This window comes from Clostridium sp. (assembly GCF_050717515.1).
GTDB lineage: Bacteria > Bacillota > Clostridia > Clostridiales > Clostridiaceae > Clostridium_AD.
On sequence record NZ_JBOITL010000022.1, the window covers coordinates 172007 to 192234 of the forward strand.

General features: G+C 30.2%; 20 protein-coding genes and 1 tRNA gene. 12 read left to right on the plus strand and 9 right to left on the minus strand.

Annotation, left to right across the window (positions count from 1 at the left end; genetic code table 11):
* Nucleotides 1-199: 199 nt before the first annotated feature.
* The 7 genes from ACREV6_RS07905 to ACREV6_RS07935 all read left to right on the plus strand — a co-directional run bounded on the left by ACREV6_RS07905 (nt 200) and on the right by ACREV6_RS07935 (nt 6196).
* Nucleotides 200-1609, plus strand: coding sequence for an MATE family efflux transporter (locus ACREV6_RS07905; RefSeq protein WP_431577467.1), 1410 nt, complete (start codon nt 200-202; stop codon nt 1607-1609).
* 252 nt (nt 1610-1861) lie between these two features.
* Nucleotides 1862-2452, plus strand: a complete 591-nt coding sequence (locus tag ACREV6_RS07910) for a zinc dependent phospholipase C family protein (RefSeq protein ID WP_431577468.1) — start codon at nt 1862-1864, stop codon at nt 2450-2452.
* An 87-nt stretch (nt 2453-2539) separates the two neighbouring features.
* Nucleotides 2540-3328 (plus strand): sugar phosphate isomerase/epimerase family protein, encoded by a 789-nt coding sequence (locus ACREV6_RS07915; RefSeq protein ID WP_431577469.1) that lies wholly within the window; start codon nt 2540-2542, stop codon nt 3326-3328.
* 23 nt (nt 3329-3351) lie between these two features.
* On the plus strand, nt 3352-4164 hold the full coding sequence (locus tag ACREV6_RS07920; protein ID WP_431577470.1) for an AAC(3) family N-acetyltransferase: 813 nt from the start codon (nt 3352-3354) through the stop codon (nt 4162-4164).
* A gap of 42 nt (nt 4165-4206) precedes the next feature.
* Nucleotides 4207-4677: a GNAT family N-acetyltransferase gene (locus ACREV6_RS07925; protein WP_431577471.1), complete on the plus strand. Its 471-nt coding sequence runs from the start codon at nt 4207-4209 to the stop codon at nt 4675-4677.
* Nucleotides 4678-4694: 17 nt separating this feature from the next.
* On the plus strand, nt 4695-5564 hold the full coding sequence (dapA, locus tag ACREV6_RS07930) for a 4-hydroxy-tetrahydrodipicolinate synthase (protein ID WP_431577472.1): 870 nt from the start codon (nt 4695-4697) through the stop codon (nt 5562-5564).
* Between the two features lie 89 nt (nt 5565-5653).
* Nucleotides 5654-6196, plus strand: coding sequence for a GNAT family N-acetyltransferase (locus ACREV6_RS07935; protein WP_431577473.1), 543 nt, complete (start codon nt 5654-5656; stop codon nt 6194-6196).
* Between the two features lie 68 nt (nt 6197-6264).
* Here the strand turns inward: ACREV6_RS07935 and ACREV6_RS07940 are convergent, their stop codons facing one another.
* Complete coding sequence (locus ACREV6_RS07940) at nt 6265-6579, minus strand: demethoxyubiquinone hydroxylase family protein (RefSeq protein WP_431577474.1); 315 nt, start codon at nt 6577-6579, stop codon at nt 6265-6267.
* 209 nt (nt 6580-6788) lie between these two features.
* On the opposite strand from ACREV6_RS07940, the gene ACREV6_RS07945 reads away from it, so the two are divergent.
* Nucleotides 6789-7703: a radical SAM/SPASM domain-containing protein gene (locus ACREV6_RS07945; RefSeq protein WP_503417270.1), complete on the plus strand. Its 915-nt coding sequence runs from the start codon at nt 6789-6791 to the stop codon at nt 7701-7703.
* Nucleotides 7704-7781: 78 nt separating this feature from the next.
* On the opposite strand, the gene ACREV6_RS07950 is transcribed toward ACREV6_RS07945, so the two are convergent.
* Nucleotides 7782-10328 carry a YhgE/Pip family protein gene (locus tag ACREV6_RS07950; protein WP_431577476.1) on the minus strand — a complete coding sequence of 849 codons (2547 nt, stop codon included), beginning with the start codon at nt 10326-10328 and terminating at the stop codon, nt 7782-7784.
* A gap of 194 nt (nt 10329-10522) precedes the next feature.
* Nucleotides 10523-11086 carry a TetR/AcrR family transcriptional regulator gene (locus ACREV6_RS07955; protein ID WP_431577477.1) on the minus strand — a complete coding sequence of 188 codons (564 nt, stop codon included), beginning with the start codon at nt 11084-11086 and terminating at the stop codon, nt 10523-10525.
* A 438-nt stretch (nt 11087-11524) separates the two neighbouring features.
* On the opposite strand from ACREV6_RS07955, the gene ACREV6_RS07960 reads away from it, so the two are divergent.
* A complete protein-coding gene (locus ACREV6_RS07960) occupies nt 11525-12169 on the plus strand; it encodes an undecaprenyl diphosphate synthase family protein (RefSeq protein WP_431577478.1) in 645 nt (214 codons plus the stop codon).
* A 267-nt stretch (nt 12170-12436) separates the two neighbouring features.
* A complete protein-coding gene (locus tag ACREV6_RS07965) occupies nt 12437-12604 on the plus strand; it encodes a uracil-DNA glycosylase (protein ID WP_431577479.1) in 168 nt (55 codons plus the stop codon).
* Between the two features lie 166 nt (nt 12605-12770).
* On the opposite strand, the gene ACREV6_RS07970 is transcribed toward ACREV6_RS07965, so the two are convergent.
* From ACREV6_RS07970 to ACREV6_RS07985, 4 genes are all read right to left on the minus strand, one after another.
* Nucleotides 12771-14333, minus strand: a complete 1563-nt coding sequence (locus ACREV6_RS07970) for a hybrid sensor histidine kinase/response regulator (RefSeq protein WP_431577480.1) — start codon at nt 14331-14333, stop codon at nt 12771-12773.
* A gap of 261 nt (nt 14334-14594) precedes the next feature.
* On the minus strand, nt 14595-15257 hold the full coding sequence (locus ACREV6_RS07975; RefSeq protein ID WP_431577481.1) for a hypothetical protein: 663 nt from the start codon (nt 15255-15257) through the stop codon (nt 14595-14597).
* 185 nt (nt 15258-15442) lie between these two features.
* Nucleotides 15443-15568: a hypothetical protein gene (locus ACREV6_RS07980; RefSeq protein WP_431577482.1), complete on the minus strand. Its 126-nt coding sequence runs from the start codon at nt 15566-15568 to the stop codon at nt 15443-15445.
* A 62-nt stretch (nt 15569-15630) separates the two neighbouring features.
* On the minus strand, nt 15631-16833 hold the full coding sequence (locus ACREV6_RS07985; protein WP_431577483.1) for a M23 family metallopeptidase: 1203 nt from the start codon (nt 16831-16833) through the stop codon (nt 15631-15633).
* A gap of 229 nt (nt 16834-17062) precedes the next feature.
* Here ACREV6_RS07985 and ACREV6_RS07990 point away from each other — a divergent pair, with 229 nt between their 5' ends.
* Entirely contained in the window at nt 17063-18049 is a 987-nt protein-coding gene (locus ACREV6_RS07990) for a DnaD domain protein (RefSeq protein WP_431577484.1), read from the plus strand.
* Nucleotides 18042-19016, plus strand: a complete 975-nt coding sequence (locus tag ACREV6_RS07995) for an ATP-binding protein (protein ID WP_431577485.1) — start codon at nt 18042-18044, stop codon at nt 19014-19016. The genes ACREV6_RS07990 and ACREV6_RS07995 overlap by 8 nt, the downstream gene beginning before the upstream one ends.
* 147 nt (nt 19017-19163) lie before the next feature.
* On the opposite strand, the gene ACREV6_RS08000 is transcribed toward ACREV6_RS07995, so the two are convergent.
* Both ACREV6_RS08000 and ACREV6_RS08005 read right to left on the minus strand, forming a co-directional pair.
* Nucleotides 19164-19889, minus strand: a complete 726-nt coding sequence (locus tag ACREV6_RS08000) for an HAD family hydrolase (RefSeq protein ID WP_431577486.1) — start codon at nt 19887-19889, stop codon at nt 19164-19166.
* A gap of 262 nt (nt 19890-20151) precedes the next feature.
* A tRNA-Thr gene (locus tag ACREV6_RS08005) sits at nt 20152-20226 on the minus strand.
* Between the last annotated feature and the right edge of the window lie 2 nt (nt 20227-20228).

The window sequence follows — 20228 nt, forward strand, 5'->3', positions numbered from 1 at the left end:
AGATATAAACTTTATTTATAAGTGAAGAAGCAACCACTTTGAACAACTTCAAGGTGGTTGTATTTTTTTGTTTTAAAATACATGCATTTTAACAAAATTTTACATTCAGTCCTCCATTTTTAAAATTAAGGGTGGATACCTTAGCAAAATAAAGCTTAAATGGGGGTGGCTGATTATTTTATTAAGGGGAGAGGATCTAATGAAGAATAATTTCAAAAAATTATTTACAGACTCAATATTTTATAAAAATTTGTGTATAATAGCCTTGCCTATAGTTATTCAAAATCTTATAGGGTGCTTATTGAATTTTATGGACGTTATAATGGTAGGTAAATTAGGTGTGGCTGAGATAGCTTCGGTGGGTATAGCTAATCAATATTTTTTTCTTTTCAATTTGTTAGTTATGGGACTTTACAGTGGATGTGGTATATTTATATCTCAGTTTTGGGGCAAACAAGACACTAAAAACATAAAAAAAGTTCTAGGTGTTGCATTGATATCAGGTGTATGTATTTCTATTCTTTTCACTATAGTAGGAATAATTATGCCTGAAAAAATAATTTCAATATTTAGTAAAGATGTAACCGTAGTAAATTTAGGTGCTGGCTTTTTAAGAATTGTATGTATAAGTTACATATTTACAGCTATAACCTTTGCTTATAGTGCAGCTTTAAGGTGTGTTGAAAAAGCTATAGTTCCAATGACAATTAGTGCAATAGCGCTATTAATTAATACCATATTAAATTATATTTTCATTTTCGGTAAATTTGGTTTTGACACTATGGGTGTGAGAGGAGCTGCAATTGCAACAGTAATTGCAAGAATCATCGAAGCTATTATAATGGTGATCTACACTTATAAATATAATGAAGTATTAGCTACTAAAGTTAGTGATATGTTAGAAATAACTAAAAATTTTGTATTTAGTGTATATAAGACCGCTATACATGTAGTTCTAAATGATGCATGCTGGGGATTAGGAACCCTAATGTATGCTGCAATTTACGGTAGAATAGGTAAAGAAGCTGTAGCTTCTGTTCAAATATGTACAACTATTCAAAATATATTTATGGTAATAGTTTTGGGGTTGGCAAATGCTTCATCCATAATGATTGGGAATAAAATTGGATCTGGAGAAGAGGAAACAGGAAAAATATACGCTAAACGATTTTGCGTTTTAGGAATTATTGTAGCCATATCTTTAGCTGGCTTGTTAGCATTATCAGCCCCAAGTATATTGTCATTTTTTAACGTTTCAACTAATGTTTTACATGATTCTTTAATAATTTTATATATAACTTCTTTAATTTTCATTGTTAGAGTATTTGATATTATTTTGATAGTTGGTATTTTAAGAGGTGGTGGTGATGCTAAATATTCTTTATTAATTGAAGGGCTTACCATGTGGCTAATAGGCGTCCCATTAGCACTTATAGGAGCATTTATTTTAAAATTGCCTGTTTATTTAGTTGTTGCATTAGTTACAGTTGAAGAAATAGTTAAATGTTATTTTGCAGTAAAAAGGTTACTCTCAAATAAGTGGATTAATAATGTAATAAAAAATATGGATAGAGAAGTGGTAGCACCTTTAACTGAAATTGAAGTTTAATAGAGATACATTCACAATTAACTTTACTTGCATTTTATTTTGAAAATATCAGTTAATTATAAATTTTTAGGTATTAGAAATTAGTGGAATTTATTATTTATATATATATTACAATAATGGATAAAATGGTATAATGTACACATAAATTAATCCGCCTTTGGAATCATTATTTCTATCTGTACATTTATAATTTTTAATACTTCACAAGCACATTGAGTCGGATAAAAAATTTAAGTACAAGGAGTGATATGCATGCCTTCACCAGTAATTCATTATTGTATAGCTAATAAGATTCTTACGCTACTTAACTTGGATAGAAATCTATTTACTATAGGAAGTTTTGCACCTGATGCTCATAACCAAACAAGGGAAGGAAGGCGTAAATCTCACTTTCAAAAAATAAGTAATGATTATGATATATTAGCATTTAAAAATAAATATATGATGGGTAAATTCAATGATTTTGCATTAGGATATTATTGTCACTTGGCGGCAGATACTATGAGTTTCAATAATTTTAATCTACAATATTTACAAGGTAAAACTGACGAAGAGAAACGTAAAAGAATAAAAATATGTTACCATGATTATTCTGTTTTAAATAGTAAGTTGATAAATCATTACCAATTTACTAAGGAAAATCTGATTATTCCTGAATTTTTATGTATAAATGAAATTCAGGTAGAAGGATTGTCATCTATAATTAGTGAGTTTCAGCAGAATTTTGACCATATCAGTAAAGAAGAAATATTATCTATATTGAATTTTCAAGTTGTACTTAATGAAATAAATGATATAGCCGAAAAATGTGTAGTTGATATTAGAACTTTAAGGAAAATATAGAGATATTTGAATTATAAAAAAGGTTAGGCTTAAAAAGAAAGATTAGTAATGGTGCTTCGTATATTAATGGGTTTTAAAGGAGGTATTATGAAAAAAATTGATTTTGGAATGCCAACTCTTATTGAGAGCAACAACATTGAAAGCTGTGTTAAATTATGCAAAGAACTCCGTTTAGATTTCATCGAACTAAATATGAATTTGCCCGAATATCAAATTGATAGTATAGATATTCAAAAGTTTAAATCAATTTTCCAAAATGAGGGTATTTACTTTACAATTCATCTTGATGAAAACCTTAATGTTTGTGATTTTAACAACAAGATTGCACAGGCATATATGGAAACTGTCTTATCTACCATTGATATTGCCAAACAACTGAAAATACCTGTGCTTAATATGCATATGCCAAACGGAGTTTACTTTACTTTGCCAAATAAAAAAGTATTTTTGTTTAATCAATACAAAGATATTTACCTGACAAATCTAAAAGAATTTAGAGATAAGTGTAAAAAAGCCATAGGTGACAGTAATATTAAAATATGTATAGAAAATTGCAGCGGTTATAAGGCCTTTACAATGGAAGGTATAGATCTTTTGCTAGAAAGTAGTGTGTTTGCATTAACCCTTGATATTGGTCATATTCATGGCGTAAATGGTATTGATGAACTATTTATTAATAAGCATATAAACAGACTTTATCATATGCACGCTCACGATGCAAAGGACAGAGAAAACCATCTTCCTTTAGGCACCGGCGAAATTAATATAAGCGAAAGATTTTCTCTTGCTAGGCAGCATAATTGTCGTGTAGTTCTTGAAATAAAAACTATTGAAGGTCTGAAACAATCCGTAGAAAAATTGACAAACTACCTATAACTTATAATAAGGGGATGACAATATTGAGTGAACAAAGTGTAATTGAATTAACTAGGCATATAAATACGGTGGATACTATACATTATGATTTATTAAATCTCGGTATTAAATCTTGTGATATTCTATTAGTCCATTCTTCACTATCCAGCATTGGTTGGGTTTGTGGAGCTGCTCAAGCAGTTGTAGTTGCGCTTAAGCAAGCTATTAATGAGAATGGAACACTAGTAATGCCTGCTCACAGCGGATCAATTTCTGATCCAGCGGATTGGGAAAATCCACCTGTGCCTAAGGAATGGCTACAACAAATATATGATAGTATGCCAGCCTTTGATGTAAATCTTACACAAACTAGGGGAATGGGTAGTATTGCTGAATTATTTAGAACTTTGCCTCAGATATATAGGTCCAACCACCCACAGGTATCATTTGCAGCACAAGGTAAATTTGCCATGGATATTACAAAAGATCATAAATTGACACCTCAATTCGGAATGGAATCTCCCATAGGTAAAATGTATGATTTAAATGCAAAAGTACTTCTACTTGGAGTAGGATATGATTCTTGTACATGCTTTCATCTTGCAGAATCATTAAATGAAAAAATGCCAACAAGAAAAATGGGGGCGGCAATTATAGAAAATAATAAAAGGATTTGGAAGTGGTTTGAAGATTTTGATTATAATTCAGATGACGATTTTGAGAAGATAGGTATGGCCTTTGAAGCAACAAATAGCGTAGTACTTGGTAAAGTTGGTAATGCAGAATGTAAGTTATTCAATATGAAAACAGGAGTTGATTTCGCAAAAGGATGGCTACAAAGTAATAGATTTAAGTAAAAGTATAGGATTTATGCTTAGTAAGCGAATGGAGGATGACCAGTGCATTATAATTTTGTTCCTATGAATAAAGAATACTCACATGAAATTTCATATAACTGGAAGTATCGTGGGATTTATTCATTCTATGATATGACAGCTGATGAAGAAGATTTAAATGATTTTCTTAATGAGAAAACTTGGGATGATCATTATTTTGCAGTGTTAAATGAAGAAAATGAATTAATTGGATTTTATTCATTCTACTTTGAAGATGAGATTATATGGTTGGGATTTGGCCTTAAGCCGGAGTTAGCAGGATTAGGATTTGGATATGAATTTGTGATTTCAGGTATGAATTTTGCAGTTCAAAAAACAAATTATAGAAATAATTATGTCATGCTGTCCGTCGCTACCTTTAACAAAAGGGCAATAAGATTATATAAGAATATTGGATTTCAACCTATAGAGGAATATATGCAAAAAACAAATGGAGGAGAATTTGAATTTGTTAAAATGAAAAAATATTTATAATTTAGCGGAGGTACAGTATGAAAATTCAAGGCGTTTATGTTCCACTTATAACACCATTTATAAATGACAAAGTTGATTTTAATTCTTACAAAAGAATGATAGACCACTATTTAACTAAAGATATCAGTGGAATTATCCCATTAGGTACTACCGGGGAAAGTCCAACTATTTCTGACTATGAATACGAGGAAATAATAGAAAAAACTATGGAATATAATCATAACCGTGTTCCAGTCTTTATAGGACTTGGCGGTAATAGCACAAGTAAAGTTATTGATCAATTGAAATTAGTAGAAAAGCATAATATTGATGGAATATTATCTGTGTGTCCATATTATAATAGGCCTGACCAAAGAGGTATATATGAGCATTTTCTAAAAATTTCAGAAGCCACCAATTTAAATATTATTATATATAACATACCTTATAGAACTGGTAGAAACATCGAAAATGACACTATTTATAAGTTATCAGAGTTGAAAAACATAGTTGCTCTTAAAGATTCCTGTGGTGATATAAAACAAACATCTAATCTACTCCTAAATCCTCCGAAAAACTTCTCCATTTTAACAGGAGAAGATATATTATTTTATACCACTCTAGCTCTTGGTGGTGATGGTGGAATACTAGCTTCTTCACACTTAAACACCGAAGCTTTTATTGAGGTTTATACTTCTATGAAAAATAATAATCATCAATCAGCACTTGAAAAGTGGAAAGTTCTATCTAAATTCATCCCCCTGTTATTTGAAGAACCTAACCCTTCACCAATTAAATACTGTCTAAATAAATTAGGTATTATTAATTCGGCGGAAGTAAGATTGCCTTTAACTGAGATTACTGATAGTTTGAAGCATAGACTTGACACTGCCTTGTTTGATAAATAAATTAAATGCAAGTCAAAATTTAATTCGGCAATTATGCCTTAGATAAATGTAACACCGAATTAAAATCACGTTTAATGGAGGAATAAATTATGTTAATAAAACTTGAAAAATTTAAAACTTGTGATGTGGGAACCTTAGCATCATGGATTCCCAATAAAGAATTTCTGCTTCAATGGGCAGGTCCAGCTTATACATTCCCTTTAACAAAAGATCAACTACAAGATGAGATAAATATGATGTCCAGTGAAAATCCAAAAACATTAATGTTTACTGCTAGAATAGCCGATACTAATGAAATGGTAGGTCATATCCAACTACTTGGCATAGATTTAGTAAATAGCTCTGCCTGTATAGGAAGAGTTCTAGTAGGGAATGAAAGTCTTAGAAATAAAGGCATTGGTATGGAAATGATTAATGGCATCCTAGCTATAGCATTTGAAACTTTTAAATTACATAGGGTGTATTTAGGTGTTTTTGATTTTAATAAATCAGCCATAGCTTGCTATGAAAAGGTTGGCTTCAAGATCGAGGGAACCTCACGAGATTTCAGAAAAATAAATGATGAGTATTGGTCCTTAATTAATATGAGTATTCTTGAGGAAGAGTATAAAAAGGCTACTAAAAATTTTTAACAAGAAAAATGCCACCCTATATGATGGCAAAATAACCCTATTACAAACAAATATTCTAATTTTAAATATTACTGCATTGGTTGCTGAAAATTTTGAGCCTTTTGATCTTTAATTTTCTGTTTGCCTTCCTCCATAAACTGAGAGTCCTTTGGAGATAACATGTATAAAACTTCTTCCAGTTCCCCAACGTGCCTTCTTTCTTCATCTGCAATATGATTCAAAACCTTTTTAACATTTTCATCATCTGTAGACATTACATGGGCTTCATAACCTATTATAGCCTCAAGTTCACCGGCAATGTCCACGCGAATTGCTTGCGCTAACTCTTCATTTGACATTTTCCTTGGTACATTTGCAACAAATGGATTTCCTAATAACGCCATAATTTCTTCCTCCCTTTCAATGTTAATTATATTTTTAGCTGTATACTAAATTATTATTCATTTATAAACTAGAGCCTATTAACATGAACGGGTATATTAATTTTTTATAATACATCATAGTTTGAAATTTTTATATGCTACAATATATGTAGATATTATTATATTACTATTTATATATTTACATATATTGGAGGAAAACAATGAAAGAAATAAAAAAGTTTAAAAAATTTTATATAGAAATTACAAATGTATGTAATCTTCGTTGCAGTTTCTGCCCACAAACACAGCGGTCTCCTGAGTTTATGAGTCTAGAAACCTTTAGTAAAATATTAGACCAGATAAAATCTCATACGGATTATATATATTTCCATGTTAAAGGCGAACCACTTTTACATCCACAATTAGATGAATTTTTGGATTTAAGTTATGAAAAAGGTTTTAAGGTTAATATAACCACCAATGGAACTCTAATAAACAAAGTTCGAGACATTATAATCTTAAAGCCCTCTCTAAGGCAAATTAATTTTTCTTTACATAGCTTTGACGGGAATGAAGGTACAACCTGTAAGGATGAATATGTTAATAATATTATTTCCTTCGTGAAACAAGCTATAGCTACCACTGATACTTTATTTTCACTAAGGTTATGGAATCTTGATGTAGATAATACCACTAATCTTAAGGCTAAGAAAAATCGCGACTTACTTTCTGTAATTGAAAATGCCTTCGATCTGCCTTATAAAATTGAAGAAGAAATACATCCAGGGCGAGGCATTAAAATTTGCGATAAAGTATATTTAAATCAAGATCATGAATTTCAATGGCCAGCTCTAAACGTAACAGAAGATAATAGCCCAGGTTTTTGTTATGGTCTTAGAAACCAAGTAGCCATATTAGTAGATGGCACAGTGGTCCCTTGCTGCCTTGATGGAGAAGGTATAATTAACCTAGGCAATATTCATGAAACTTCTTTTTCCAAAATAATTGAAAACAAAAGGGCAAAAGACATTTTTAATGGTTTTTCAAGAAGAGAAGCGGTTGAAGAATTGTGTAGAAAGTGCGGTTACAGAAAAAAGTTTAACGACATTTCAGAAGGAAAATCACCTACCTCTATAAGTAGGTGACTCATACTGTAACAAGTAAAAAACACAGGCTAATTTTTATAAATTAGCCTGTGTTTTTAAATTTATCTTTTATTTGAATTATGCCGTGGCATCTGCTTCATCTTTTCTATCTTGTACTAATTTCTGAACCTTATCTGCATGTCCCTTCATTACTATAGATATGAATAAGAATACAAACAACATTGCTGCAAGCACTGCTACATCTTTTGTAAACACCGCATAATCAACACCTGATACTACTTCTCTTAATCCAGATACTGCATAAGTAAATGGCATAAACGGATTTAAGACCCTAAACAATTTTGGTACAACTTCTATTGGGAATGTACCTGCACAAGAAGTAAGTTGAAGAATTAATAATACAATTGATATTAATCTTCCTACTTGTCCAAGTAAGAATACCATACACTGAATAATCGCTATAAATACAAATGATAAGAAAATATTAAATAAGAAGTATAAGAGTACATTATCCGGCCTAAGACCCAATAACATTACAGCTCCACTTGCAAGTGTTGCTTGCATAAATCCTATAGCTCCATAAGACACGAACTTACCTGCCACTACAGACCCTGGGCTTGCTTTAATATCTTCATCTACCTTGTCTGTAATTACAAAGAACATCATTAAAGCTCCTACCCATAAGGATAGTGGAATGAAATATGGAGTAAATCCTTCCCCATAAGTTTTAACAGCGTTTATTGGTTTTTGATCCATAACTACTGGCTCTGAGAATGTAGCTGCCATAGTTTTACTGTCATTTTTTAAGCTACCGCCAAGGTCATTATATCCCTCTGCAAGCTTTTCATTAAGTTCTTTAGAACCATCTGCTAGTTTAATGGTACCATCGTCTAATTTATTAACACCATCATATAACTTATTTACCCCATCTTTTAACTTAGGTAATTTGCTATTTAAAGTACCAATCCCTTGTGTAAGCTCCGCTGAACCTGCGCTTAGTTTTGATGTTCCATCTGCTAGCGCTGGCATTTTTTCATTAAACTGTGCAAGTCCTCCTGCTAAAGCCCCTGAACCTGTAGCTAGCTTATTTACCCCTCCAGTTAAAGTTGGAATCTTATCATTAAGCTGTGAAAGTCCATTTCCAAATTCACCATTCATAGCAGAGTATAGCTTATCTAGACCTCCACTAATTTGGGTTGCTGCAACCACCGCTGTACCTGTTTTTTCTGCAAAGCTCCCAGCTCCTTTTGAAAACTGATCTGCTCCACTTGCAAAAGCCACAGTACTTTGTGCAAATTTTTGTGAACCCTCTACAAAGGCTGTAGACCCTTGTTCTAATTGTCCTGCTCCTGCTGCTACTTTATGAGCACCAGCTTGAAGTTCAGTAATCATAGCTAGGTTCTTTTCATCTGTAGAAGTTTTATTTAATGCACTTAGTGTAGATAAAAATCCTTGCATATTTGGATCTTTCATCGCTTCTGGATGAGCCTTTAAATATGCTCCAAGCTGAGCATCTACTCCTTGCTTCAATGCTACTTGTGATTTTTTACTATTAGCTAATAAAACATCTACTCCTCCAGCAACTTTTCCACTTCCATCTTTAAGAGAAGTTATTCCTGGTTTCATTTGAGCATATCCTGCATTAAGTTTTGATGCGCCATCTGTAAGAAGTGCTCCACCGCCATTTAGCTTAACTGCTGCACCTGATAACTGAGCCACTCCTTCTTTCGCTGCGCCCAGTCCCAAAGCAAGTTGCGCTGCTCCATCCTTAAGTTTTCCAGTGCTGGGTACAATTTGAGTTTTATATGCCCCATTAAGCTTTTGTACCCCGGTTGCCATAGTTGGCACTTGGTTATTAAGCTGAGACAATCCATTTTTCAGCTGGTCTGCACCACCATAAAGCTGATTTACTCCACTTACCATCGTAGGCACTTGAGCTTTAAGCTCCCCTAGTTTACTAGTTAATGTATTAGAACCTGCTAGTAATTTCCCTACACCATCCATCATTTCTGGAACACTGCTATTAAGCTTTCCAGCTCCATCTTTTAACTTACTGGTACCATCTTTTGCGGTAACTAAACCGTCTGCCAGTTCTTTGCTTCCATCAGAAGCTTTTCTCATACCATCTTTAATTTCATACAAACTGTCAAATACTACTTCTACATATCCCTTTGACATGCTTTTTGTTAGTTCTGATTTAAGCTGATCTAATACTTTGCCATTAATCTGTGCTGCTAAAAAGTTTCTCTTTTCATTTGCACTATATAATATTTTAGCTTGTACGGGTTTTCCTTTTGTTGCACTTAGCGCATTTTCTGAAAAACCTTCTGGGATTACAAACATAGCATAATAATCTTTACCCTTGACTCCATCTTCAGCTTGCTGTTTTGTAACAAACCTCCAACCTACTTCTTCCTTTTGTTTAAGATTATTTACTAAATCCCCTCCATAGTTAACTTTTTCTCCGTCCTTTGTGCTTCCTTTATCTAGGTTTACCACAGCCACAGGCATATCCTTAATCCTAGTATATGGATCCCAAAAAGCATCAAGATAAAGTAAACTATACAAAAGTGGAACTATAATAATTGCTATTACTGATACCCTTATGAATCTATTTTTAAATATGCTTGAGATATCTCTCCCAGCCACTTTTAAAAAGTTCATATTATCACCTCATCCTTTATGTATTTAATTATTTTTTACAGCAGTTTTTGCGATGGCAATTTGTCGACTGACTGGTCAGTCACTATATATATATTACACTTTTTTATTATAAAGTCAATATTTTTTTGTAATTTTCTACAAAATAAAAACACAGCAGGACATTCTATTATCTAGAATTATCTTACTGTGTTTTTTTATTTTATTCCATTCATTAGTTTCTCCATAAAATTATCTGTAATTTCATCTAGTTTCATGCTATCGTTTTTTATAAAATTATAAACTGCTACCGATCCTAATGTTCCAAAATACATGTATGTTAAAAAAGAAGATTCACATTTTTTTATAGAACCATCCTCCATAGCCTTGATTAGAAATTTTTCAATATCTTCCATATATCCCTTTATCAATTGCCTAAGTTCAGAATGTCTTATTTTCCCACCCCATGCTTGACTCATTATAACCTTAAATAAATCCCTATTTTCATATACCGATCTTAACTGTTCCTTGGTTAATTCTCTTAATTTATATGTGTATTCTCCCTTACCTGTAATAATGGTTTCTATTTTTTCCCTTAGTAAGGCTACCCCTTCAGTAATTATATATTTAAAAACTTCGTCCTTACTTTTAAAGTAATAGTAAACCGTACCTTTAGCTACTCCAGCACTTGATGAAATCTCCTCCATAGTAGCTCCATCATAGCCATTAGTAGAAAACGTTTTTATTGCCGACTCAAATATATCTCTTTTTGTTTTATTCATTAACTCACCTCAACTTATAAGAAAATTATCTTATCTTGCTATTATAATCATAAAATAAAATTTTATGTGAATATGCTTAAAGCAATATTAAAATAATATTATACTACTTGAGTATAAATTGAAAGTATTTTTATACATTATCTAAAAATGAATTTTCAACTTTTAGTTTTTCTATATATAAAAACCTTCAGTACACTATATAAATATATATTACTAGTTTATACCTTTATGGAATATATATCTATATTAAAAATAAATATTATTTTTAATATTTGATAAATTAGATTAACTATACCTTAACAAGAAAATTATTGTAAAACTTAAACAATATTCTTCTGAAGTGTGGTCTATTTTTATAAATAACGTGGATTAATATAGTAATAGTGGAGATACTATGATTTATATGTTATAAAAATTCACAAATAAAGGGTGATGAAGATGAGAATACCAAATCATATCGGAGTAATTCCCGATGGAAATAGAAGATGGTCTGTAGATAATGGACTATCAAAAGATAAAGGATATACCTTTGGACTAGATCCTGGTTTATCACTATATAAACTTTGCAAAGATTTGGGTGTAAAAGAAATAACTTATTATGGGTTTACTACTGATAATACAAAGAGGCCACCCTTGCAAAGGGAAGCTTTTGTTAAAGCTTGCATAGATGCAGTCAAGCTTTTAAGCACACAGGATGCCGATTTATTAGTAGTAGGCAACAGTGACTCACCTATGTTTCCTAAAGAACTACTCCCTTATACCTCGCGTAGAACTTTTGGAAAAGGAGGTATAAAGCTAAACTTTCTCGTGAACTATGGTTGGGAATGGGATCTAAGTAATCTTTGCAAAAATAAAAGTAGCAAAAGAAGTAATATATTTAATTGCATAAAAACTAATGATATTTCTAGAGTAGATTTAATTATTCGTTGGGGTGGAAGACGGCGTCTTAGTGGATTTTTACCACTACAATCCATATACTCTGACTTTTATGTTATAGATGACTTTTGGCCTGATTTCAAACCCGAACATTTATCAACAGCTTTAAATTGGTATAATCAGCAAGATGTAACTCTTGGTGGTTAAATCATCACCTGCAGTGCTGCAATTAAAGGCTTCAGAAGGCGATTTACCCTCCCACTGAAGTTTAATTTGTGTTGCAGTATGTGATCCACACTTATAGAAGTGGGAGACTTTCCTTCTGAAATGTCGTTAAACATTTTATTGTTTTGTAATAGATATATGTTTTAAAACAAACTATATCTATTTTTTTATATGCTAAAATATGCTATTATTAAATTAAATTTCAATGTTTTAAATTTTCATAAAATTAATTTTATAAAAGGAGTTTTTATGGTTAATGAAAAAATAAATTGTTATAAATGTAAATATTACTATATAACTTGGGATGCTGCATTCCCTAAAGGTTGTAAATTTTATGGTTTCAAATCTTTAAATTTACCTTCCATACTAGTAATGCAATCATCTGGACTTGCTTGTGCTAAATTTACACCAAAATAAAAACAACTGAGTTTTTCATGAAAATTATTAATATGTGTATAACATGGATAAAATGGAGCATACAACTAAACAAAGTAAATTACAACTGAGATTATATGCTCTATGATCTTTTAAAATTTAACGACATTTCAACATCTAACGCCATTAAGCGTTTTAAATGTTAAAATCATTTTATTTTATTTATAACCCTGTAAATCACATTACCCAGTTGTTCTAATGTATAAGGTTTTTTTATACAGTCTTTAAATCCATAATTTTTACAATTATCCATTACTGAATCACTACTATATCCACTTACTACTATTGCATTTACATTTGTATCAAGCTCTAAAAGTTTTACAATGGTTTCTTTTCCACCCATACCTCCCCGTATTGTTAAGTCTAGTATTACGGCATCAAAGGTATTATTTTGTATAATTGAATTTTTATAGGCTTTAAGAGCCTCTTCACCATTTTTCACCACATCCACGCCATATCCTAGTTCCATAAGCATAAGTCTGTTAATTTCTCTAATATTTTTATCATCATCCATTACTAGCACTTTACCTGTGCCTTGTATGGCTTTTTCATATCTAATCTTCTCTATAACCACTTCTGCATCTGAAGCCATTAAATAAACATAAAAGGTTGTACCAATTAACACCTCCGATTCTGCGTATATATATCCATTGTGCTTGGTAATTATTGAATAACTAGCCGCAAGTCCCAGGCCTGTGCCATCATTCTTTGTAGTAAAGTAAGGTTCAAATATTCTTTCTAAATTTTCTTTAAGAATTCCTTTTCCCTTATCCCTTATTTTAATCATTACATATTTACCTTGTTTTATATTGTTTTTATTCTTTTCATCTACATATACATTAGCAGCACATACTTCAATATTGCCTCCATTTGGCATAGCTTGCTTAGCATTTATTAATAAATTATTAATGACCTGGCGAATTTGCCCTTCATCTACTTCCACAGGCCATAAATCCTGAGCTATTGAAAAAGTGCACATATTATTTGATCCGCTTAATACCATATTGGCGGTCTTCTTAATTAACTTTTTTATATATATATTTTTTTTTATAGGTACCCCATCTTTTGAAAAATTCATTAATTGTTGATTAAGATCTTGTGCTTGTAATGTTAATTTTTCAATTTGTGAAAATTTATTATAAATTTTATTATATACTTTATTAGTGCTTATATTTAAATATCTTTTCATAATATAAATATTTCCTAAAACTATAGTTAATATATTATTAAAATCATGAGCAATCCCTGCTGCAAGAATGCTTAAAGAATTTACTTTTTCTAATTTTACTAATTGTTCTTCAAATAAGTTTCTCATTTCTTGTAATTTTTTCTCAAGCTCCTCTTTTGATTCTAAATATTCACTTACATCATTTATAATTAATTTTATTTCATTACAATTATTATCTTTATCAAGTATCTTTTTAAAAATTAATTGTAGGAAGTAAAGTGTTTCTTTGGCTTCAATTTTTTTTATATAATTTTGCCACTCCTCATCACTTTTAAGAAACTCTTGGGTTTTTATATTAAGCCAAATTGGAATATCAAATTTTATTTCATTATTATCATCACTACACTCAGATATATTTATCTTTTTTAGTATATCTTTTGCTTCACTATTTAAATAATTAACTTTAATATCTTTATTAAAAGATATTATTGGAATAGGCAACTGCTCATACTCACTATGTATAGTTTGTTCTTTTAAACCCATGTTTCCTAGCCTCCTATGTATTATTATTTAAAAAATGCACAATAATTTTCATAATTTTCAGAAATTTAATGATATCGTAAATAAAATTCATGTATTATTGTAAATACAAGAATATTATACCATTATTTGTATTTGTTTTCATCTATTTGTTTTATAATCGAACATTTTTTTTATAAATCATAAAATAAAATAGCACTAAAAATGTTTAAAACATTCTTAGCGCTATTTTGCTCTTAAAGGTGCCTTCAGTTTTTAAAATATTTACTTGCCTATAATTTGATTTACTGCCCCTGTACCCTTATATTCTAAACCCTCAATAAAATTATAGGTATATTTTTCATTAGAATTCTCAATAAATGCTTTAATAAAGTTATGTCTAAGATTATAAAATATATTTACATCTCCATTTACCGTTTCCCAGTATTTTTTATGAATACAGCTTGTAGTTTCCCACTCTAATACATTATTTTCTGATTTTATAATCCTTGTCACTCTATCACAAGGCATGCCTTCTAACAAATAAATATTAAGAGCGTTATACAACTCTTCTGGATTTTCCGGCATTTCTTTTGCTTTTAAAGTTTCTCCAACACTTTTACCTTGCTTTTTAAAACTTAACTCAGCAATAGCTTCTGCCTCTTCTCCGTACTTTTTAATCATCTCTGTTATTACATATGCTGTTCTAGTTTCAACACTATTAATTTTATCTTGTAACCAACCATGTATATTTGATTTATCAATTATATCCTCTATATTTTTCGTGATGTCTATGGGACTACCATAAGCTAGTGATTTCTCAACCACCTGTTTTGCACTGTCTTTGTATTTATCTATATAAACTTCTTTTAAGCTTTTCTCTAATTCCTCTGCCAATAAAATTTTATTAAATAACCAGGTGTGAATAGGTGCTAAAAAAGCGCTCATTATTATTCCTCCAATATTTGTTTATTTATTCTATATATTAATAATAATATATTTAACCTAAAATCACAGTAACTTATGTTACCATACAAAATACTGCTAATAGTAATTAATTGTTTTCTTCAAAAATAAAAAGAGCATGATAGCTCCTTTTATTAAAAATATTTTAAATCTATTGCGTATTTTATTTATTCATCAAATCTTATTGCCGACTTACGTTTTTTCTTCTGCATATCAGAATCTTCAATAGTCTCTGGCTTTTTAGGTTTATTATTTTTTTCTTTTGCTGGCGACTTCATTTCTTTATATGGCATAAAATCACTCCTTTATTATATATTTTTTTACTTTTAATATATTTTTATTCATATATTTATTTTTACTTTATGTATTTTTGAGGATTTTTAGGTTCACCATTTTCTCTTACCTCAAAATGTAGATGAGGCCCCGTACTATTACCGGTACTTCCTACTTCTCCTATTTTTTCTCCCAATTTTACAACTTCACCCTTTTTAACATTGATAACACTACAATGTGCATAGGTAGTCTCTATTCCCCCTCCATGATTAATTTTTATTACATTACCATAGCCATCTTGCCAAGCTGCATAAGCAACGGTACCATCTAATACAACACTTATTGCCGCACCAAAACTCGCTGCTATATCAATGCCTTTATGCATTTTTCCCCAGCGCATACCAAAGTTTGAACTTATGCTCCCTCTTGATGGACTATTCATATTGGTAAGTCCAATTATTACAGGTTTATAATTTCCAACGTATATCTCTTTGTTTTTCGCAGGCATTATGATTTCCGATTTTAAAACCTTTTCAGACACCCTCTTATTGTTAAGGGATATTATCTCAGTAGTAACCTTTTTAATCCCCTCTTTACCTTCAGACTTAATCTTGGTAACCCCATTCATTAGTGTACTAGAGGCAGTTATATTTGTAGTTGGGTATATGGCTTGCTCTTTACTTGTATTACCTACTACTTTGACAGTTATAAATGGTATTTGTGCTCTAGTGTTATATTTTACTAGTTCTTTGATAATTTCAGAACTTTCATATAAATTTCTTATTTTAACCACAACACATTCATAACTGATTTTATTTACTATGTCTATTTTTTTAATACTATTTAGCTTCATTTCTTTAGAATAATAGTCTTTTACAAAATTCAAAATTTCTTTTCCTTGATTTTCGGATGCCACATATGCTATTTTTCTATTATCTGATTTCATTAGAAATCCATCCGCTACTACATCTAATTTTCTTAACATTACCTTCTTAAGGTTATCACCACTTATAAACATATCAACATCAGCTACCTTTGCCTTATCTAAAGTGAAATCTTTTTTTACAATTACATTTCTATATTTAGACTTTATCTCATTCTCAAACTGCTTATATGTTCTATTGAACTCCTTCTTACTTTTTACATAGGTTATGGTACTTTTCCCTATAGAAACTTTATAGCCCTTAAACCTATAAACATTAAAATACATAATAGTAGCTGTAAGCATAAGTGTTATGAGTATAACACCTACATTTATTTTTTTTCGTCTTATATTCTTCAACATTATACCTCCTATGGCACTTACTTAATATGCCCTATAAGTCTAATTTTAAACATTATTGAAATATTTTTTTTATTTCTATCTTTAACTATATGGTATACTATAAGTTGAATAATAAAATTTTTATAGGCTTTGATATTAAATATAATTTATAAAGGACACCATATAAATAAATTGCAATTTTGCTGTTTAAAATTATAGTTCATAATCTAAAAAGAAAGGTAGTGACTTTATGAGCACCTTCATGTTTAAAAATGAAAATTATAGATATACTCCTGTGAGTAATATTTTTATAGATAAGTTTATGCCCAGATCTAGGGGAGAGTTCGTTAAAGTTTACCTTCTTGGGCTGAAATATTGTGCATCTGGTGAAATAGGTGCTACATCTTCAGTTATAGCAAATACCCTTGGACTCCTAGAGACGGATGTTGTTAATGCTTGGAACTATTGGAATGACGAGAATATAATTAAAATGACTCCCATTGACAATATGGGTAATTTTAATATTGAATTCCTAGATTTACTAGATGTTCCTGATGAAAATATTAAAAATATAAATCTGCTTGAAGAGTTGGCCAATTCATCTATAAAAGGTATGCTTCAAGATATTGAAAAACTATTGGCCAAACCTCTTTCACCAAAAGAAATGACCATGTACCTAAGCTGGCAAAAGGATTACAGTTTCGCCCCAGAGCTAATACTTCTGTTAATTCAATATTGTGTATCAAAAGGTAAAGTTGACTATAGATATATTGAAACCATTGCAATTGCATGGCATGATGCCAATATTAAAAATATTGAAGATGCCCAATCTTATATAAAAAAACATGAGGATAAATGGATAAATATTAGGAAAATATTAAATTACCTAGGAATAAAAGCCCCAGAAATAATGAAACCTCAAGAACAAATATTAGATAAATGGGTTAATGTTTATAAATTCTCCCTAGAAGTAATATTTAAAGCTTGCGATATCTGTTTTGATAGACTGAATAGAGCTGATTTTAAATATATTGATGGCATTCTAAATAGTTGGTTTAAAGATGGTATAAACTCACTAGAGGATATTGAGAAAAAAGATAAAAAAAGATTAGTGACTACTAAAAATAATACTGCTGGTGGAAAACCTGCCAAAGGAAGTTTTAATGATTATGAACAAAGAGCCTATGACTTTGATGAACTAGAAAAAAAATTACTAGGATGGGATAAGAATGATTAAAGGGTACCAAACGAAAATATTAGCACTGTATGATAGAATAAGAGAAGAAGAAGAGGCTGACTTTAGAAAAAGAAAAACTCACATAGAAAAAACTCATCCTGAAATTATTGAATTAGATCACAAAATAGGTAAGCTTTGTATAGAATTATCTATTAGTGCCTTGAAAAGCATCCATAATAGAGATGAATATTTACGTGATCTAAGAGAAAAAATAGTAGATCTAAGGGTGAAAAAATCTGAACTACTAGTTTCTAATGGTTTCGATATGGAGTACTTAAATTTACATTATAGATGTAATAAATGTCGCGATACAGGTTTTATTGGAAATACTAAATGCTCCTGTTTTAAGCAAAAGGTTATAGATGTTTATTACACGGGTTCTGAACTCCGCGGCATGTTAAAAACTCATAATTTTGATAATTTTAAACTTGATTACTATCCTTCTAGAAAAAGTGAACATGCATCAGGATCTCCAAAAAAGAACATGGAAAAGATTTTATCTACTTCTATGAATTTTTTGAAAAATTTCAACGATTCTGATGAAAATTTATTATTCTATGGAGGTCCTGGCACAGGAAAAACTTTTCTGTCTCACTGCATTACAAAGGAATTAATGGACAAAGGCTTTTTTGTAGTATATAGGACTGCGGAAGAATTAATAAAGGGGTTAAAAGAAGTTCGATTTAATGGTGACAGCTCTTTAGAGGAATTACTAATAAATTGTGACTTACTTATTATAGATGATTTGGGTACTGAGCAAATTTCAGATTTTACTAAAATGGAAATGTTTAATTTGCTTAATACGAAGTTACTAAAACAAAAGAAAATGTTAGTTTCTACTAATTTAACTCTTGAAAATTTATTGAATACCTATTCTGAAAGAATAACCTCTAGATTACTTGGCAATTTTACCGCTTGCAAATTCTTTTGTGATGATATAAGAATAAAGAAAAATTTGAGTAAATAGAAAGAACCACTAAATGGAGTTGGTGTCCATTTAGTGGTTCTTTCTATCAATTTTAATTTACAACCATAATTCTTTTATCATTGATTTACTGTACTTATAGTAGGTTATTCAATAATTCTGTTGGAAATTTCATACACACTAGCATCTTTATATATATTCATTTAACTCCATTAAACTTAATATTTCCATATGTGGTGAAATATTTGTATTGTTTTCTTTAAGATTTTTATTTAACCAAATTCCAGTCATTCCTAATGTTAATGCTGGCTTAATGTCTGCATTAAGATTGTCTCCTATCATAACAGCCTCTTTAGGTGATATATTCATTTTTTCTAAAGCCTTTTTAAATATTTCTAATCTAGGTTTGCAAATTTTAAAATAGTAACTGAAAGTATAATTATCTATAAAACAATCAATATTAGCTTCTTTAAAACAATTAATCATAACTTCATCATATCGACAAGAATTAGAGATAATCCCTATCTTATACCCTTTTGATCTAATTTTACTTAATAACTCACAAACACCTTCTTCAACAAAAATATGTTTTCTATATTCTGAATAAAATATATCTATAGCTTTGATACATTGCTCATGATTGAGATTTACGTTGTATTCTTTTAAAAATTCATTTAAAAATTTATCTACTTCATATTCAATTAACGTGTCTTTTCTGAGGCCTAGAATTTTGTTCCATTTATCGTAGAACTCTGTTTTTACTTCGTTCACAGTTATTCTGCAATCAAATTCTTTCAAGTATTTAGTTAAAAGTTTTAATCCTATCTTATCCTTCTCTTCATCTGATTTTCCAAAATGAAAATATAAAAGTGTATTACCCATATCAAAAAATATAACTTTTTTATTCTTAAGCATATAATCCCCCTTAAATGCATATATTATATTTCTTTTACAATTGCACCTATAGTACACCATAAGCACTGAACCTAAAATTGTCAATAAATCTATGGTTGATAAGGCTGTATATATAAGTGATTGAGAATTACTGAGCTTAGTAAATGTTTAATAAAAGAAAGAATAGAAAAAGGTAGACGTATTATAGTCAGACTTTTTATTTATTGTTAGAAGTAATTTTTCAAAAAATAAAAAAGTACTAAACAAATGTTTAGTACTTTTTTGGAGCTGGCAATAGGAATTGAACCTACAACCTGCTGATTACAAGTCAGCTGCTCTACCGTTGAGCCATGCCAGCAA

Coding starts and splice junctions, on each gene's coding strand:
- ACREV6_RS07905 (WP_431577467.1), top strand. CDS start 200: ATGAAGAATAATTTCAAAAAATTATTTACAGACTCAATATTTTATAAA.
- ACREV6_RS07910 (WP_431577468.1), top strand. CDS start 1,862: ATGCCTTCACCAGTAATTCATTATTGTATAGCTAATAAGATTCTTACG.
- ACREV6_RS07915 (WP_431577469.1), top strand. CDS start 2,540: ATGAAAAAAATTGATTTTGGAATGCCAACTCTTATTGAGAGCAACAAC.
- dapA (WP_431577472.1), top strand. CDS start 4,695: ATGAAAATTCAAGGCGTTTATGTTCCACTTATAACACCATTTATAAAT.
- ACREV6_RS07935 (WP_431577473.1), top strand. CDS start 5,654: ATGTTAATAAAACTTGAAAAATTTAAAACTTGTGATGTGGGAACCTTA.
- ACREV6_RS07940 (WP_431577474.1), bottom strand. CDS start 6,579: ATGGCGTTATTAGGAAATCCATTTGTTGCAAATGTACCAAGGAAAATG.
- ACREV6_RS07950 (WP_431577476.1), bottom strand. CDS start 10,328: ATGAACTTTTTAAAAGTGGCTGGGAGAGATATCTCAAGCATATTTAAA.
- ACREV6_RS07955 (WP_431577477.1), bottom strand. CDS start 11,086: ATGAATAAAACAAAAAGAGATATATTTGAGTCGGCAATAAAAACGTTT.
- ACREV6_RS07960 (WP_431577478.1), top strand. CDS start 11,525: ATGAGAATACCAAATCATATCGGAGTAATTCCCGATGGAAATAGAAGA.
- ACREV6_RS07965 (WP_431577479.1), top strand. CDS start 12,437: ATGGTTAATGAAAAAATAAATTGTTATAAATGTAAATATTACTATATA.
- ACREV6_RS07970 (WP_431577480.1), bottom strand. CDS start 14,333: ATGGGTTTAAAAGAACAAACTATACATAGTGAGTATGAGCAGTTGCCT.
- ACREV6_RS07975 (WP_431577481.1), bottom strand. CDS start 15,257: ATGAGCGCTTTTTTAGCACCTATTCACACCTGGTTATTTAATAAAATT.
- ACREV6_RS07980 (WP_431577482.1), bottom strand. CDS start 15,568: ATGCCATATAAAGAAATGAAGTCGCCAGCAAAAGAAAAAAATAATAAA.
- ACREV6_RS07985 (WP_431577483.1), bottom strand. CDS start 16,833: ATGTTGAAGAATATAAGACGAAAAAAAATAAATGTAGGTGTTATACTC.
- ACREV6_RS07990 (WP_431577484.1), top strand. CDS start 17,063: ATGAGCACCTTCATGTTTAAAAATGAAAATTATAGATATACTCCTGTG.
- ACREV6_RS07995 (WP_431577485.1), top strand. CDS start 18,042: ATGATTAAAGGGTACCAAACGAAAATATTAGCACTGTATGATAGAATA.
- ACREV6_RS08000 (WP_431577486.1), bottom strand. CDS start 19,889: ATGCTTAAGAATAAAAAAGTTATATTTTTTGATATGGGTAATACACTT.